Consider the following 16,016-nt stretch of genomic DNA (forward strand, 5'->3'; position numbering starts at 1 on the left):
GCGAGAAAAATATTTTCTAGAGTGCATCGAGCGCTTCTTGCAAATTTTTAACCGCAACCACTTCTATACCCATATTTTTTTCCCGCGGGGCATTGGCAAACGGCACTATAGCGCGCTTGAAACCATGTTTAGCCGCTTCGCGCAAACGCTCATGGCCGCTAGGCACAGGGCGAATTTCGCCGGACAAACCCACCTCGCCAAACACGATTAAATCCTGCGGTAAAATGCGGTCGCGAAAACTTGAAACAATCGCGAGCAACACTGCCAAATCCGCACTTGTCTCCATCACTTTTACACCGCCTACTACGTTCACAAATACATCCTGGTCGCCCACCATAATGCCACCGTGGCGATGCAATACTGCGAGCAACATGGCGAGGCGATTTTGATCCATTCCCACGGCAACGCGGCGCGGATTGCCGAGATGACTGTCATCAACCAGGGCTTGAATTTCGATCAGCAAGGGGCGCGTGCCTTCCCACATCACCATCACTACTGAACCGGATGAAGGATCTTCTGCACGCTGTAAAAAAATCGCCGAGGGATTATTCACTTCGCGCATGCCCTGTTCGGTCATCGCAAAAACACCTAACTCATTGACCGCACCAAAACGGTTTTTATTGCCGCGCAAAGTGCGAAAACGTGAATCGTTATCGCCCTCCAACAGAATGGAACAGTCGATCATGTGCTCCAATACTTTGGGGCCAGCGAGTGAACCGTCTTTAGTGACATGCCCCACCAAAATTAATACTGTGCCCGTCTGCTTGGCAAAACGGGTGAGATAGGCGGCGCTTTCGCGCACTTGCGATACCGAGCCGGGAGCAGAGGAAATATCTTCCATATGCATAACTTGAATCGAGTCGATCACCATCACTTTGGGGGCGACTTTTTGTGCGATTGTACAAATGCCTTCGACACTGGTTTCGCTGAGCATTTGCAATTGATCGGTAGGCAAACCCAAACGCTGGGCGCGCATCGCCACCTGTTGCAGCGACTCTTCACCCGTGATGTACAGCGCAGGCATAGTGCGCGCCAAATTACACAGAGTTTGCAATAGAAGCGTGGATTTTCCCGCGCCGGGATTACCGCCAATCAGCACCACTGAACCCGGCACAAAACCACCGCCGAGTACACGGTCAAACTCACCGGCACCGCTGCTGAAACGCGGCACATCGTTGAGCGAAATCTCTGCCAGTGTTTGAATTTTGTTGCCCGAAGCGCCGCCCGCATAACCTTCAAATTTTGCCGAGCGGTTAGCGGGAGTCGGGCCTAATCGCACTTCACTTAAACTATTCCATACCCCACATTCAGTGCACTGCCCCTGCCATTTTTTATAATCGGCGCCACAATCGTTGCAGACAAATGCACTTTTGGTTTTGGTGGACATAATTTATTTCTTTTCGCTGGTTAGTTTTAAGTAAGCGCCCAAACCGACTAATAAGGCAACTGCAGCAAACAACATAAACACAGCAGAGTTTAGATGTGTAGCATCACCGAGCAAGGATTTAAACATCAGCAACAGCGATTCAATCGATACCGCAATCACAATCGCCGACATAAAGCGCGCAATGGTTCGCCGTGTTGAACCGGTGTGATGAATATCTTTATGCAGCAAGACCTCTTCCTCGAGAATCGTTTTCCCTAAATCGAAAATCGCCAGCCCCAAGGTGACTAAAATGACCGATTGAAACGCTTGGGTTGCGGTATTGGTATGCTCGTGGATCATCTCGTACAGCGACTGCCCTGCGGAAAAAAGCAGAAGCATAGAAACCGCAACCAACATAATGCCGATAATGCCGTAAATCACTTGAAACACGGGATGCACAACTCTGCGCAAACTATCGCCGTTTAAAAAGATGATTAGTTTTTCCAAATTAAAATTAATCACTAAATAGCGGGTGATATTTTCAGCATCAACAAAACGTTGCACTGCAGAAATAGCCAATTGATGCGTTGCGCTGGAAAGGTAGGCCTGAGTCACCGTAATCTTTGAACTATTATCGCGCGCCGACCTGTAGTAAATACGATTGCTGCGATCTGATCCAAAACCCGGCTCACGCCGCTTAGTGTCTGGAACCGTAGGCGATGCTGCCGACTCGGTAGTTTGCACACCGTTTTGATCGAGACAATAGAGCAACTCCACAAATGGATAAGATTTGTGCAAACGTTTAACAACTTCGTTTAGCTGCTCTTGAGAAGTTGCCAATTTATTAGGCGAAAGTGAACTCACAATCGATTCCAATAAACGTTCGATTTGTGCTTGATATTCGTCGTATTTTTTAAGCAGGTATAAATAATTACGCGGGGTCATAGTTCAAACTCATCAACATAGCGGGTCTGTAAATTGCTCGGCAGTTTACCCTAGTTTACAAGCAGTTATTGCGCCATGACTGCGTAAAATGGTTCCAATAAAAAAAACAAACCCCGGAGCCGGGGTTTGTTTGAATCGGATAAGAAAGGTGGCAGAGCTATTCGATATTGCCCGGCGCTCCCGCACCAACCGACACCTTACCGCCATTTAGAATAAACGTGACCACCTGGGTTTGCAGTTCGGTTGTCACATTTAACGTGCCGTTCTCAGGTCGTAATAATGAGACATGCCCGCCCGCTGTATGTTTGACATAACCGCGCCCCAACTGGGTAGAGCCCAAACCCAATTTTGTTGCGCCTAGCAAAGAGGCCATCGCTGAGGTCCCCGCCAATGGGGCGCTGACCGCGCCATTGGGAATTACTACATCGCCATTAATCTGTTGCACCAACGTAGGCACGCCCAGCGCCGCCAATGTTTGCATATAGTTCACTGGGTCTCCCGCATCCATTGCACTTTGCGCGGCATAAAGGAAGCGCTCATAGTTGCTGGTGCCGACATTAACGCCATTGGCAGCCAACCCCCCGTTAATTACCGGTGTAAAGGTCGCTGAGTTCACCAGAATTTGCGCCACTTGGGTACCCGCTGCACTGGCTACCAGACCGCGAATAGGGTTGAGACCGGAAGGCAAACCGACTAAAGCATCATTGGCAATTGCCATTTGATTCACCGTGGTAAACACACTACCCAAAATACCACCCAGTGAGACACCCACTACATAGACACGATTTACATCTAAACCAGTAGTAACAGATTTGCGAATCTCGGTATTCACTCCGCCAAGACTGGCATTGAGATTGAGCAGGTCCATCACCGCCTGACGATTGTTATCACGAGTGTTAGTCAGATAGCCGAGATTAATAAATTGCGCACCTGAACCATCCGCCACCCCGGGAGCAGTAAAGTTCATGGGTGCAGGTGCACCACCAACACCCGCAACATTGAAATGGCGCTCGTGGGGCGCATTGGCGCCATAAAGTGCAGCAAAAGGTATCGATTGGCTTTTTTCAACGTTGAGCACTTTCACCAAGTCACTGTTAGCGGGAATACCATGTACTGGCAAATCGATAGCGACCGTAGCTATACACTGGCTTGCCAGCGTATGACCCAACGCCAACACTGAGGCGCGATCACTGGTAATACCATGCACGTAGATGACAGTGGGATAGCCGGTCGCTGCATAGATCTGGCCGCAGTTAGCGGCTCCAGCATAACCAGGCACCCAATTATCCTGTGGCATAGTGACTTGCAGAGGCACAGATTCATCGCCCGTTTTAGCCGCAAAGGGATAGCGATAAGTGACGTTGTAACTGCCATCCACATCAGCAGGCACAGTCACCCCCAAAGCACCCGCAAGCGTGAGATCTGGCTTCCAATTGCGTTTCAGGTATTCACCAAAGGGCAAGCCTGTTGCCGCTGTTTGGTAGTAAGGCAGCTTGATATAACCGGTATACAACTTACCCACATTCGCTGCCAATGATTTACTGAACATATTGAAATCTATACCCGTAAGCCCCGACACACCCAAGTCGCGCTTTTTAGGGGTGGACAAAAGGCCAATTGAATCCAGAGTCATAGCATTTGCCACCGCCGTTGCAGGTGCAGCCCCTGCCGCAATTTGAGTGCTGGCAACCGCCGCACGGGGTGATGCCATAGCAACCAAGCCGGTGACCGGATCAGTAGTGGTGAAGGTATAGGTCAACACTAACTTTTCTTTCGCTGTTGCAGCTGTCAACTGGCCGCCACTCACAGCCGCCAAAAACCCGCCGGCGAGCGTTTCCCACCCGATAATGGCTGAGCGCACAGGTAATAAAGAGCTGAGTGTTTGGTAATCAGGGTCGCGCAGGGAGTTGTAGCTCCAGGAGCGGGTCAGGCTGGCGCCGCTGGCATTTTTCACATCATCAGTGATAAACACCAAATATTTGGTTTTGGACTTAAGCGGTTTGGTTGGGCGAATACGGATCACATTATTCGTTCCGCCATCTTGCGACACCACCACCACATCATAACTAGCTGGGCCAACCACCCCGACAATATTGGCAGGATTCAACGCATCCTTCCCGCCTGTATTCAATTCAATCAGGAACACACTTTTGGATGCCAGAGCTGTAGCCGGATTTACACTGTCACTGATTAAAATATCGAAAAACGCCGAACTGGAAAAACCATCCAGCTGATTCATAGTCGCGCGAACTGGGTCAGTCGCCGCCCCTAGATTGGCAGTGCCATCCGTTGTGGCCGCAGCGGCAAAAATCAGATCCGTATTAAACGGAAGGTCGGCAATCACCGGATCAAAACGCGGATGAGTTCCCGCCACAAAAGCATTAGGGCCAGAGGGTGCCGGTGCTTTTTCAGTACCGCTACCGCCACCACAACCAGCCAACAGCAGCGATGGAAGCACAAGGGAAGATAGCAGCAACCGATTAACATTATTTTTCATGATCACTTCCTGAGCAGGTGTTATGGGAATTATGTAGAAAGTGTAGTCAACTTTTGCCAAGGTGCGAGTCTGCACGCTACAGATGTGTTACGAATCGCAAGAACAGCTTATCGCCCCAATAAAAAAGCAAACCGTTGGGGGTTTGCTTTTTACGAATCACGCGAGTAATTGAAAGGGCTTACGATAAACTGAATCGCTACACCGCAATCTCCGCCAAATTACCTTTTTCTTCCAACCAGATTTTGCGATCCCCCGCGCGCTTTTTGGCGAGCATCATATCCATTATCTGCATTGTGCCGTCCTCTTCACCAATAGTGAGTTGCACCAACCGGCGAGTGTCGCGCGCCATAGTGGTTTCGCGCAACTGCAAAGGGTTCATCTCACCCAAACCTTTAAAGCGCTGCACGTTAGGTTTACCCTTTTTATTTTCAGCGGCGATACGGTTGAGCACGCCATTTTTCTCGCCTTCATCCAGTGCGTAATAAACCTCTTTACCTATGTCGATACGGTACAGCGGCGGCATAGCCACATAGACAAAACCGTTGCGCACCAACACCGGAAAATGTTTTACAAACAGCGCACATAACAGCGTGGCGATGTGCAAACCATCTGAATCCGCATCCGCCAGAATACAAATTTTGTGATAGCGCAGCTCGCTCAGATCTTCACTGCCCGGGTCCATACCAATCGCGACGGAAATATCGTGCACTTCTTGGCTCGCCAAAATCTCGCCGGAATCGACTTCCCAAGTGTTCAGGATTTTTCCGCGCAGTGGCATGATTGCTTGAAATTCACGGTCGCGCGCCTGTTTGGCAGAGCCGCCCGCTGAATCTCCTTCCACTAAAAACAATTCACTGCGCGCCGGATCGCCACTGGAGCAGTCGGCCAATTTTCCCGGTAATGCTGGGCCTTGGGTGACACGCTTACGCTCAATTTTTTTACTGGCACGCACACGTTTTTGCGCGTTGCTAATACAAAATTCGGCGAGTTTATCGCCATCTTCCGTGTGTTGATTCAACCAAAGCGCAAACGCATCCTTTGCAATGCCAGATACAAAGGCAGCGGCTTCACGCGAGGTCAAACGCTCTTTGGTTTGGCCAGAAAATTGTGGGTCGGCGTGTTTATACGAAAGTACATAACAGCAGGCATTCCACAAATCTTCCGGCGCGAGCTTTATACCGCGCGGCAGTAAATTGCGGAATTCACAATAGTCGCGCAGCGCATCGAGTAGACCGGTACGCAAACCATTTACGTGGGTGCCGCCCTGGGCGGTGGGAATCAGGTTGACGTAACTTTCTTGCACTAATTCGCCGCCGTCCATCAACCATTGCACCGCCCAAGTCGCCGCTTCAGTTTGGCCGCTGAAATCGCCGACAAAAGGATGCTCAGGTAAGGTGAGCCACTCTTGTGTTGCACCGGAAAGATAATCGGTTAAACCGTCTTCGTAATACCACTCATCTTTTTCACCGGTCTGCTCATCCAAAAATGTTACAGATAAACCAGGGCACAAAACTGCTTTTGCACGCAGCACATGGCGCATGCGACTAACAGAAAATTTATTCGAATCAAAATACATCGGGTTCGGTAAAAAATGCACGCTGGTGCCGGTTTGACGCTTGGGGCAGGTATCGATGATTTCCAAGTCGCTGGCTTTATCGCCGTTGGCAAAACCCATCTGGTACACATTGCCATCGCGCTTCACGGTCACAATTAATTTTTCTGACAATGCGTTTACTACCGACACACCCACGCCGTGCAAACCACCGGAGAATTGGTAATTTTTATTAGAAAATTTACCGCCCGCATGGAGCGTACACAAAATAACTTCAACACCGGGTTTACCCTGCTCCGGGTGAATATCCACCGGCATGCCCCGACCGTCATCGATCACGGTAATCGATTGATCTTTGTGCAAAATAACATTGATTGTTTTGGCATGACCTGCAAGCGCCTCATCGACCGAGTTATCGATAATTTCTTGCGCGAGATGATTCGGGCGCGTGGTTTCGGTATACATACCGGGGCGTTTTTTAACCGGGTCTAATCCCGTGAGTACTTCAATATCTTCTGCGGAATAATTAGCCATCTTATTTTCTATTTACCGATGAGTTTAAGAAAAGCCGAGCTTGAAAAAGGCTTATTGTTTAAAAAAAGTCATGCATTCTACGAGATAACGCTCAAACCCTTGAAACGAATGATCGCCACCGTCTTCGACTGTTTGTTTACAACAGGCATACTTTTGTAAGGCGTGCCGGTAATCGAGCGTTTCATCGCCCGTTTGTACCAGCAGCCAATAATTGTTTGGACGCGCAACGGGTACATCAACCGCAATAATCTCGTCGATGTGGGCTGCGCTTAAGCGGTAGCTATCATCGGTGTGATAACTTTTCAGGTCAACCTCTAAATAAGCAGGCATAAATTCTTGCGGACGCACAGCAGGGTTAATCAGCACCGCGCGTAAATTGTACTTCTCTGCCAGCCAAGTCGCCCAAAAGCCACCCAGCGAACTGCCCATCAAATAAATCGGCTCGGGCAGCCGCTGTTCAATGATAGATTCCAGTAATTGTTGTGCCTGCGCAGGATAAGGCGTTAATTGCGGGCAAATAAACTCAATTTTCGGGTGCGCAACAGCCAACCATTGTGCGGTTTGCTGTGCTTTAAACGATAGAGGAGAACTGAGAAAACCGTGGATATACAGCAGTGCAGCCATGGGCGATCAATAGCCCGCAGATTTGTAATCAATCACATATTGTTTATTGGTCACGCGCGCAACACCGGTAGCAAAGCTGCCGTCGTCGTTTAGTTCAAACCAGCGATAACCCGGCATTTGGGTGTCTACCGTAAAGTCATCACATAGGGGTTTAAATTGTACACACGTTGATGGGGTTGCAAGCAAGGTGAGATTGTTGTGCTGCGCCTGAAACTCTTGGTGTACATGACCCCAGACCACCATTTTGACTTGCGGATAACTATCGACCAATTGAAAAAAAGCGTCGGCGTTGCGCACTATATATTGATCGATCCACACACTTCCCACTGGCACAGGCTGATGGTGCAGTGAGACGATGATGTGTTTGTCGGGGTTTGCCGCAAGCACATGAGCGAGAAAATCCAATTCACTGGCGGCAAGCTGGCCATATACATGCCCCGGCACACTGGAATCCAGCAATACCAACAGCCACTCACCCAAATGAATTAAACGCCCTTCAATGCCAAGCGCATCCTGCAGGGATGCCATAATATCGGCGGAATCGTGATTACCTGGAAGCCAGCTCAGCGGTTGGGGGAAATAGCGGCGAATCGACTCAGCAAAACGCTGGTAACAATCTACGTGGCCAGCGCTGGCAACATCGCCCGTACAAAGTATGTGATCAAAACACGGCTCCGCCTTCTGGATAAGCTCTAGCACATCCTCAAGGCTCTGGTCGGTGTTTAACCCCAATAGGGTTTCGCTGTGCTGCGGCCCTAAATGGCAATCGGTTATCTGAATCAGACGCACTGGCAGCTCTCGTCCCTCGATAGTCGGGTTCTGTAATTAATTAACAGACTGTGTTCCACTCACATTTAGGCGTGGACTTAAGTGTCAAATTGGATAAGTTTCATTCGCAACGATATACGCTAATCAGGCTTTGCGCCACCCTGCAATCATTGAAAAATAGCATTTGTAGACAAGAAGTGTAAATTTTGTGAGGAAGTTAAGCATTACTCATAGCAGTCAAGCGCAGGCACCTTAGATCGGCTTGCGCCCTACTCGCCCAACCGCTAACTAAAACACATATAGAAAGGATGGTTTTTAATCAAAACAAAAGTGGGTATCCAAGCTGTGCCCATGCTCAAGACATAGCGTTAACCACTCACCAAGGAAACGATTAAGCTGATACTTCTCATCGCTTTGGTACATAGATTGATTAGGATATTCATAACGCGGACGCAACCGCCGATGACCCTCCCAAGCCAACACCTCTGCCAGTTTTGCATCGTGATACATGCGCAGGGTGAGTTTTGGCATTTTTAACCAATTAGAACTGAGTTCCATTGTTGTACGGCTTAACACCAATGTGGTGGTGTAAGGCGAACGCTCGGTAATGCACAGCGAATGTAGCCACTGCTGCGCACCGCGCGTCACCATAAAGCGAAACTCATTTTGCAGTTTGTCGCCTGGCTTCTGTTGATGGCTGGCCAGTAATTTGATGAGACGGGCGTAATTGGTTTCGCACTCAGCCATCTGCTGGGGCAAATCTACCTTATAACGCTCTTTATAAGTTACATAGGCAGGCTGGGCATTGACGGCACGCAATGTGAACATAGAGGCCTTTAAAAAAGTTGCCAAACAAAGGCAGCCAAAAGATAAAAAAATGAACCGGCGATTCATTAATCAATTAAATCGCCCGTTGTTAGAAGTGTTAGTCAGACTCGATACTAAGTCAATGGCTGTAAAAAATTATTCCTCAGCAACTAACTGTGCGCGCAAACGCACGCGGTTCATTTGCAACCACTGCAAACAGATGAGTGCTGCCGCGTTATTAAAAGCGCCGTTTAATAACTCAGCAAACACCTCATCAGCAGCCAAAATATGGAAGCGAATATCTTCCCCCTCTTCCGGCAAACCGTAAATACCGCCAGCTTGACTTAAATCGCATAAGCCGCAAAATAAATGCAATTTTTCATCGCAACCACCTGGGCTGGATAAATAGTTGCAAATATATTCCATTGCATAAGGTACTATGTTTGCCTCTTCGATCAGCTCGCGTCGTGCAACCTCTTCGGGCGACTCACCCTCTTCCAACATGCCTGCAACAACTTCGTAACACCAAGGCCCATTGGGCTCGTCGAGTGCACCCACACGAAACTGTTCTACTAAACCGATCAAATCATGTTTTGGATCATAAAGCACAACCGCTACGGCTTCGCCGCGCACAAACAACTCGCGGCCAATTTCCTTGCCCCAACCGCCTTCAAATAATTTATGTCGAAGGAATATTTTTTCCACGCGGAAAAAACGCTTGTACATTTCTTCACGGCGAATAATTTCCACATCCGTGCGACTGAACTCCGGTTTTTTGATCATAAGCTTACTCTTGTTGATTGTTTAAATTTCCCTATCCCGCATTCCAAGAAAGGGGATAGGAGGAATTTAACACTTTAGAGAATGTTTAAACTTTGTGGTACAACTCAGAACCTTTTTCCAAAAATTCTTTCGATTTTTGTTTCATTTCCGCTTCAACATCAATCATGCGAATGACCTGATCATCGCCAATCGCAGAAATATCAGTACCGTTTTTAGCTGCGTAATCACGTACTTCTTGGGTGATTTTCATGGAACAAAATTTCGGTCCACACATGGAACAGAAATGCGCTACTTTTGCCGAATCTTTGGGCAGGGTTTCATCGTGATAGGAGCGCGCCGTATCTGGATCTAAACCCAAATTGAATTGATCTTCCCAGCGGAATTCAAAACGCGCTTTAGAAAGTGCATTGTCGCGCAACTGGGCGCCCGGATGGCCTTTGGCCAAATCGGCTGCGTGGGCTGCAATTTTGTAGGTGATGATGCCTTCTTTTACGTCATCTTTATTCGGCAAGCCCAAATGTTCTTTGGGCGTTACGTAGCAAAGCATAGCGCAACCGAACCAGCCAATCATGGCGGCACCAATGCCTGAGGTGATGTGATCGTAACCCGGGGCAATATCGGTGGTTAATGGGCCAAGCGTGTAGAAAGGTGCTTCGTCACACACTTCCAATTGCTTTTCCATATTTTCTTTAATCATGTGCATGGGCACATGGCCTGGGCCTTCGATCATGCATTGCACATCGTGCTTCCACGCGATTTTTGTCAGCTCACCCAAGGTTTCCAATTCACCAAATTGTGCCTCATCGTTAGCGTCAGCAATCGAGCCGGGGCGCAAACCATCGCCCAATGAAAAACTCACATCGTAAGCCTTCATGATTTGGCAAATTTCTTCGAAGTGGGTGTAAAGGAAATTTTCCTGGTGATGCGCCAGACACCACTTGGCCATGATCGAACCACCGCGCGATACAATACCCGTCACACGCTTGGCGGTGAGCGGAACATAACGCAGTAATACACCGGCGTGGATGGTGAAATAATCTACGCCCTGCTCTGCTTGTTCGATCAAAGTATCGCGGAAAATTTCCCAGTTGAGGTTTTCCGCAACGCCGTCGACTTTTTCCAGTGCTTGATAAATAGGTACAGTACCAATCGGCACATGAGAGTTGCGAATAATCCACTCGCGGGTTTCATGGATGTTTTTGCCGGTAGACAAATCCATCACCGTATCTGCCCCCCAACGTGCACCCCAGGTCAGCTTTTCTACTTCTTCTTCAATAGAAGAACCCAACGCAGAGTTGCCGATATTGCCGTTAATTTTCACCAGAAAATTACGACCAATAATCATCGGCTCCACTTCGGGGTGATTGATATTCAGCGGAATAATGGCGCGGCCACGGGCCACTTCATCGCGCACAAATTCAGGGGTAATTTCAGCGGGAATACTCGCACCAAAACTCTCGCCTTTGTGTTGTTGATCGGCAATGCCCAGCTCGCGCGCTTGCGCTAGAGCCATATTTTCACGAATCGCAATGTATTCCATTTCGGGCGTGATAATGCCTTGCTTTGCATAGTGCATTTGCGACACATTTTTGCCCGCTTTTGCACGGCGCGCTTTGCGGGTTAGGTTAAAACGCAAGTGCTCCAATTTTGGGTCATTCAAACGTTCAGTGGTAAATACCGAATCGCTATCTTCAATCACTTCGGTGTCGTTGCGCTCTTCAATCCAAGCGGTGCGCAATGCTTTTAAACCCGTGCGCAAATCAATTTTTACATTCGGATCAGTGTAGGGGCCTGATGTGTCGTACACGCGCACCGGTGGATTTTTTTCGCCACCAAAATCAGTCGGCGTATCCGCCAGAATAATTTCACGCATCGGCACCTGAATATCCGGGCGCGAGCCCTGCACATAAATTTTGCGCGAGCCGGTGAAGGGTTGGATTGATGCCTTATCGACTTCGGCAGTTTGACTGAGAATTTTTTCGACGCTGGTATTCATAATAATGACCTGTGTTAATCAAGCGCTTAATAGAACGAGTAGAAGTGATGGACCGGACCTGAGCCCTGCCCTATGTGTAATGTTTCGGAGCGAAGCAGTGCATTGTGCAAATAGTCTTTTGCCTGTTTGACTGAGTCCCTGAGCGACAATTGTTTCGCCAAACCAGCCGCAATGGCCGAGGCCAACGTACAGCCCGTGCCATGGGTGTTATTCGTCTGCAAACGCGAGGCAGAAAAAGCCTCAACACCCGCTGCGGTAATTAATAAATCGGTAGCTTGATCGCCATTGGTGTGGCCGCCCTTCATCAACACCGCGCGCGCGCCCAAGGCGATAATCTGTTCACCTTGCGTTTGCATCTGTTCAAGATTCTGCGCGACGCCGGTATTTAACAAAACCGCCGCTTCATGCAAATTGGGAGTAATCACGGTCGCCAGCGGCATGAGTTTTTCGATCAGGGTTTGTACCGCATCTGGCGCCAATAACCTATCGCCACTGGTAGCGACCATCACCGGATCAAGTACCACCGGAATTTGCCCATGGGCAGTTAATGATTCAGCTACCGCCGCAATAATATCGGCGGTTGCCAGCATGCCGGTTTTAATCGCGCCAACCTGAATATCGCTCAACACTGACTGGATTTGCTGCTGCACAAACGCGGGGGGGATGGGGAAGACTCCCTGCACGCCCAGTGTATTTTGGGCGGTGAGCGAAGCTATCGCACTGCAGCCAAACACACCTAGCGCGGAAAAGGTTTTGAGATCCGCTTGAATACCTGCGCCACCGCCGCTATCGCTACCGGCAATGGTGAGTGCTATGGGAGTGTGTAGGAGTGAATTCATTGGGCTTCCGCAATTCATTAGCGAGTTAGTAATGACGCGGAAAAGAGAGGGAAAGCCAAGGCATGATGCATGCAAAAACTGGAGACTCTCGTTCCCTACGCCGGTACTAACCGGATCAGGTCGGCGGGTATATCTCAGCCCTATTGCTGCATACCGCTAGCAAAAAGCACCCCGACAAGAAAACCAGCAGTCTATTGGAGTTGGCAGGGAGAGTAAAGACAGAGGCATTGCTTGCTGCGCCCGGTAGTGAGTTAAACACTGGATAGCAGCGCGCAATACCCATGCTGGGAGGTTATTTTTGTTGCGATTTCAACAGACCCAACTTACCAGCCAGCAATGCGGTGGTAGGAGCTTGAATCAAAATAGTGCCCAGAATAAAAATAAACGTGATCGCGCCTACCACATCGATACCTGGCACTTTCATGCCCGCCAGAATACCGACCAAGGCCGCTGGGATCACACCGGTTTCCCGCGTCCAGCTCATAAAGACCAATTCCTTCCAAGTCCATTTGGCACGGCGGTCGGGACCGGCGCAGACAAATACAGTCAGTGGCCGCGCGATGAAAATAAAGATAAATAGCAGAACCAAACCAACACCCAAATATTCCTTGAGCAAATGGAAATCTACCTGTGAGCCCAGCAGGATAAAAATAAACATCCGCATTAACAACGCGGTATTGCCCACATAATCTTCCAGATATTCATGTTCGTGATGATCCAGGGGCAAATTAAATGTCTCTTTATTGCCAATCATCACGCCACAGGTAAATACCGCCATAAAACCGGAGGCATGAATGGCATCGGCCAAGAGGAATACAGTAATCACCGCAAGGATAATAACGAACGGTGTTACTTCGCGAAAAATACCGAAGCTGTTATGCGCCATCAAAAAAGCAGCGCTATAGCCAACAATTGCGCCCAACAATAACCCCATACCTGCTTCATAGGTCAACTCGCCCAGCGAGTGAGTCAAACTGAAGCCTTCACCGGTGCCCATCACATAGGCCACTACCGCAAAGGTTGCGATTGCACCCATTGCATCATTGAGCGCCGATTCACTCATCACTGTTTGTGATACGCGGTCCTTAATCGGTACCTGCTTGAAAATAGGCACCAGAGTGGCCGGGTCGGTTGATGCGGTCAACGCACCTAGCACCAAGGCAACACCGACAGGAATACCCAGCCAAATACCGGCGTAAGTAATGATCGCACCGGTAATTAACACACCGAGCGTGGCAATCACCAGCAAGGTAATCCAGATTTGTTTTAACACCGCAAACCGCAGGGTTGCACCGCCTTCAAACAGCAAGTAACAGGCACCGATGGTAAGAATCATTTGATTCATGGTTGAGTCGGCCGGCACATGCAATAAACCGCCAACCGTAGGGCCAAGGCCTATGCCTATCAGCAGAAACAATACTATATCCGGCACTTTGATTTTTTTGGCGATTACCCCGCCCAACAAACCGGTAAAAATAATAATCCCGACATACAAAAGGTCGAGTTTGGCAACATCTAGTGACGACATGACGACTCCGCAATGAAAGTTAAAAACCGTAAAGCTAATGATGGGCGCATGCTGACAGTAAACCGCCAAAACCTTTATAAATTGTGTGTAAATTCCAAACGCCAGAAACACAAAAGCCGGGAAGAATCCCGGCTTTTGTGTACATCTATGTTGTGCTTAGTTAGGAAACACCACACTGGCCAATGTTAAGGCCACTACATAACCACAGGTGTAGGCAATTAATACCAAGGGGGTGTAACGCAAAAAGGCACCGAAGGTCAGCCCTTTTACTTTACTCATCGCGATAATTCCTGAAGCAGAACCAATCGCTAACAATGAACCACCCACGCCGACACCATAAGTTAGTGCCAGCCATTCGGATGTTGGCAAAATCGGTTCAGATTTCAATAGGGCTGCCGTTAAGGGCACGTTATCGATCAAGGCGGAGAACAGTCCCATCAAATAGTTAGCGTATTGCGGGGCAATTTGCGCGTAGAAATTGGTGAGTACATCGAGCGTGCCAATTTCTTTCAACATGCCCACTAACAGTAAAATACCGAGGAAGAACAACAGAGTTTCATATTCGATCTGACGCACGTATTCCAAAATACGCATTTCTTCTGGATCCATATCCATAAAGTGACCAATAAAAAACATCACCGACAAACCAACCAGAAAGGTCAGCACAGGAGGTACATGGAAAAAGAAGTTAAAGAGCATGGTACACATAATCGTGCTGAAAAAAGTTCCTACAATTGCCCAATCCATACCGGTAAACACTCGCGGATCTTTTTCCGTGGTGACCTGACCCGACACACCGGGAAACATCAAGGCAGCCAATACCATCACCCCGGCAATAGCTGGAATCCAGAGCAACAGCAATTGCGGCATGGTCACATGACCCGAAAGGAAAATCATCAGTGTGGTTACATCGCCGGTAATCAAGGCTACCCCACCAGAGTTCACCGCAAACACCACCAACACCGCTAATTTGATGCGGGTTTTCTGCTCGACATCAAAGGCGTGCACCAAACCCAGTGTTACCAGAGTCGCCGTGACGTTGTCACAGATCATCGATAGCATCATGGCAAACAGCGCAACGAGAATCATCAGGCTGCGCGTGCTCATCTGTGCCGGACACAAACGCTGCACCACGGATTGCACTATTCCTTTGGCGTTGAGATAAGCCACAAAGGTCATAGTTGCCATTAAGAACAGCCAGAGGGTGGCGATCTCTAACAGGTTTTCATTGAGCTTTTCCAGCATGACATCCTGCTGCTCATGGCCGCCGGAAAACATAAACAACACCAGCCAGGAAAGACTGCCAAAAAACAGTGTCGTTTTGGCTTTATTGATATGAATGACCTCCTCAAAGACCACCCCAAGCAGCGCCAGCACTGCAAAAATGATCAGGACAACTTCCAATGACATAGGCATATAAGACCCTTTTATAGATTGAAGAAATCATGCAAGAGACAACAGACTGAACACATCCGAATAGCAACGCAACCAGCGTGCCGATGTGGCAGTGGGCAAACGAGTAAACTCAAGCTCGCCGATGCTCAAAATGGGCGCGCATGATAAAAGTTGCACCGCAATGAAGCAATCAAACACTGTCAGAATAGACGAGAAAATCAATAACTTACTGCGATCAATGCAGATAAGAGCACGATTCACGCAACATCTGCTCCATAAATGCAAATTGGTAGAGTCGAAGACTGGCGCGCCGAGTTTAGGTAGTGGCTTCCTACTCCTGCTCTTTCGATTAATGCAGGTGACACTCCTTCTACCTTGCTCA

General features: G+C 48.7%; 12 protein-coding genes and 1 riboswitch. All 12 genes read right to left on the minus strand.

Annotation, left to right across the window (positions count from 1 at the left end; all coding sequences use genetic code 11):
* Positions 1-16: 16 nt before the first annotated feature.
* The 12 genes from radA to nhaD all read right to left on the minus strand — a co-directional run bounded on the left by radA (position 17) and on the right by nhaD (position 15,655).
* Positions 17-1,387, minus strand: coding sequence for a DNA repair protein RadA (gene radA, locus AWU77_RS03105; protein ID WP_062059132.1), 1,371 nt, complete (start codon positions 1,385-1,387; stop codon positions 17-19).
* 3 nt (positions 1,388-1,390) lie between these two features.
* Positions 1,391-2,311, minus strand: a complete 921-nt coding sequence (locus tag AWU77_RS03110; protein ID WP_062059136.1) for a hypothetical protein — start codon at positions 2,309-2,311, stop codon at positions 1,391-1,393.
* A 157-nt stretch (positions 2,312-2,468) separates the two neighbouring features.
* The gene (locus AWU77_RS03115; protein WP_062059139.1) at positions 2,469-4,808 is read right to left on the minus strand and encodes a hypothetical protein; all 2,340 of its coding nucleotides are present in this window, start codon (positions 4,806-4,808) and stop codon (positions 2,469-2,471) included.
* A 196-nt stretch (positions 4,809-5,004) separates the two neighbouring features.
* Positions 5,005-6,894, minus strand: a complete 1,890-nt coding sequence (gene parE, locus AWU77_RS03120) for a DNA topoisomerase IV subunit B (protein ID WP_062059142.1) — start codon at positions 6,892-6,894, stop codon at positions 5,005-5,007.
* A gap of 51 nt (positions 6,895-6,945) precedes the next feature.
* Complete coding sequence (locus AWU77_RS03125) at positions 6,946-7,518, minus strand: YqiA/YcfP family alpha/beta fold hydrolase (RefSeq protein ID WP_062059145.1); 573 nt, start codon at positions 7,516-7,518, stop codon at positions 6,946-6,948.
* A gap of 6 nt (positions 7,519-7,524) precedes the next feature.
* A complete protein-coding gene (gene cpdA, locus AWU77_RS03130) occupies positions 7,525-8,307 on the minus strand; it encodes a 3',5'-cyclic-AMP phosphodiesterase (RefSeq protein ID WP_084617973.1) in 783 nt (260 codons plus the stop codon).
* A 294-nt stretch (positions 8,308-8,601) separates the two neighbouring features.
* A complete protein-coding gene (locus AWU77_RS03135; protein ID WP_062059170.1) occupies positions 8,602-9,114 on the minus strand; it encodes a DUF1249 domain-containing protein in 513 nt (170 codons plus the stop codon).
* Positions 9,115-9,249: 135 nt separating this feature from the next.
* Complete coding sequence (locus AWU77_RS03140; RefSeq protein ID WP_062059152.1) at positions 9,250-9,876, minus strand: NUDIX domain-containing protein; 627 nt, start codon at positions 9,874-9,876, stop codon at positions 9,250-9,252.
* Positions 9,877-9,961: 85 nt separating this feature from the next.
* Positions 9,962-11,872, minus strand: coding sequence for a phosphomethylpyrimidine synthase ThiC (gene thiC / locus AWU77_RS03145; RefSeq protein WP_062059155.1), 1,911 nt, complete (start codon positions 11,870-11,872; stop codon positions 9,962-9,964).
* 26 nt (positions 11,873-11,898) lie between these two features.
* The gene (thiD, locus tag AWU77_RS03150) at positions 11,899-12,711 is read right to left on the minus strand and encodes a bifunctional hydroxymethylpyrimidine kinase/phosphomethylpyrimidine kinase (protein ID WP_062059158.1); all 813 of its coding nucleotides are present in this window, start codon (positions 12,709-12,711) and stop codon (positions 11,899-11,901) included.
* A gap of 75 nt (positions 12,712-12,786) precedes the next feature.
* Positions 12,787-12,895: riboswitch (TPP riboswitch) on the minus strand.
* A 108-nt stretch (positions 12,896-13,003) separates the two neighbouring features.
* Positions 13,004-14,239 carry a sodium:proton antiporter gene (locus AWU77_RS03155; RefSeq protein ID WP_062059161.1) on the minus strand — a complete coding sequence of 412 codons (1,236 nt, stop codon included), beginning with the start codon at positions 14,237-14,239 and terminating at the stop codon, positions 13,004-13,006.
* A gap of 156 nt (positions 14,240-14,395) precedes the next feature.
* Complete coding sequence (gene nhaD, locus AWU77_RS03160) at positions 14,396-15,655, minus strand: sodium:proton antiporter NhaD (protein WP_062059164.1); 1,260 nt, start codon at positions 15,653-15,655, stop codon at positions 14,396-14,398.
* Positions 15,656-16,016 lie beyond the last annotated feature (361 nt).

Origin of the sequence: Cellvibrio sp. OA-2007 (assembly GCF_000953825.1) — a bacterium.
Taxonomy (GTDB): Bacteria; Pseudomonadota; Gammaproteobacteria; order Pseudomonadales; family Cellvibrionaceae; genus Cellvibrio.

Excerpts from the sequence above, each read along its gene's own strand:
- AWU77_RS03125 (WP_062059145.1), bottom strand. The coding sequence starts at position 7,518 with ATGGCTGCACTGCTGTATATCCACGGTTTTCTCAGTTCTCCTCTATCG.
- AWU77_RS03110 (WP_062059136.1), bottom strand. The coding sequence starts at position 2,311 with ATGACCCCGCGTAATTATTTATACCTGCTTAAAAAATACGACGAATAT.
- thiD (WP_062059158.1), bottom strand. The coding sequence starts at position 12,711 with ATGAATTCACTCCTACACACTCCCATAGCACTCACCATTGCCGGTAGC.
- AWU77_RS03115 (WP_062059139.1), bottom strand. The coding sequence starts at position 4,808 with ATGAAAAATAATGTTAATCGGTTGCTGCTATCTTCCCTTGTGCTTCCA.
- parE (WP_062059142.1), bottom strand. The coding sequence starts at position 6,894 with ATGGCTAATTATTCCGCAGAAGATATTGAAGTACTCACGGGATTAGAC.
- AWU77_RS03155 (WP_062059161.1), bottom strand. The coding sequence starts at position 14,239 with ATGTCGTCACTAGATGTTGCCAAACTCGACCTTTTGTATGTCGGGATT.
- nhaD (WP_062059164.1), bottom strand. The coding sequence starts at position 15,655 with ATGCCTATGTCATTGGAAGTTGTCCTGATCATTTTTGCAGTGCTGGCG.
- thiC (WP_062059155.1), bottom strand. The coding sequence starts at position 11,872 with ATGAATACCAGCGTCGAAAAAATTCTCAGTCAAACTGCCGAAGTCGAT.
- AWU77_RS03140 (WP_062059152.1), bottom strand. The coding sequence starts at position 9,876 with ATGATCAAAAAACCGGAGTTCAGTCGCACGGATGTGGAAATTATTCGC.
- AWU77_RS03135 (WP_062059170.1), bottom strand. The coding sequence starts at position 9,114 with ATGTTCACATTGCGTGCCGTCAATGCCCAGCCTGCCTATGTAACTTAT.
- radA (WP_062059132.1), bottom strand. The coding sequence starts at position 1,387 with ATGTCCACCAAAACCAAAAGTGCATTTGTCTGCAACGATTGTGGCGCC.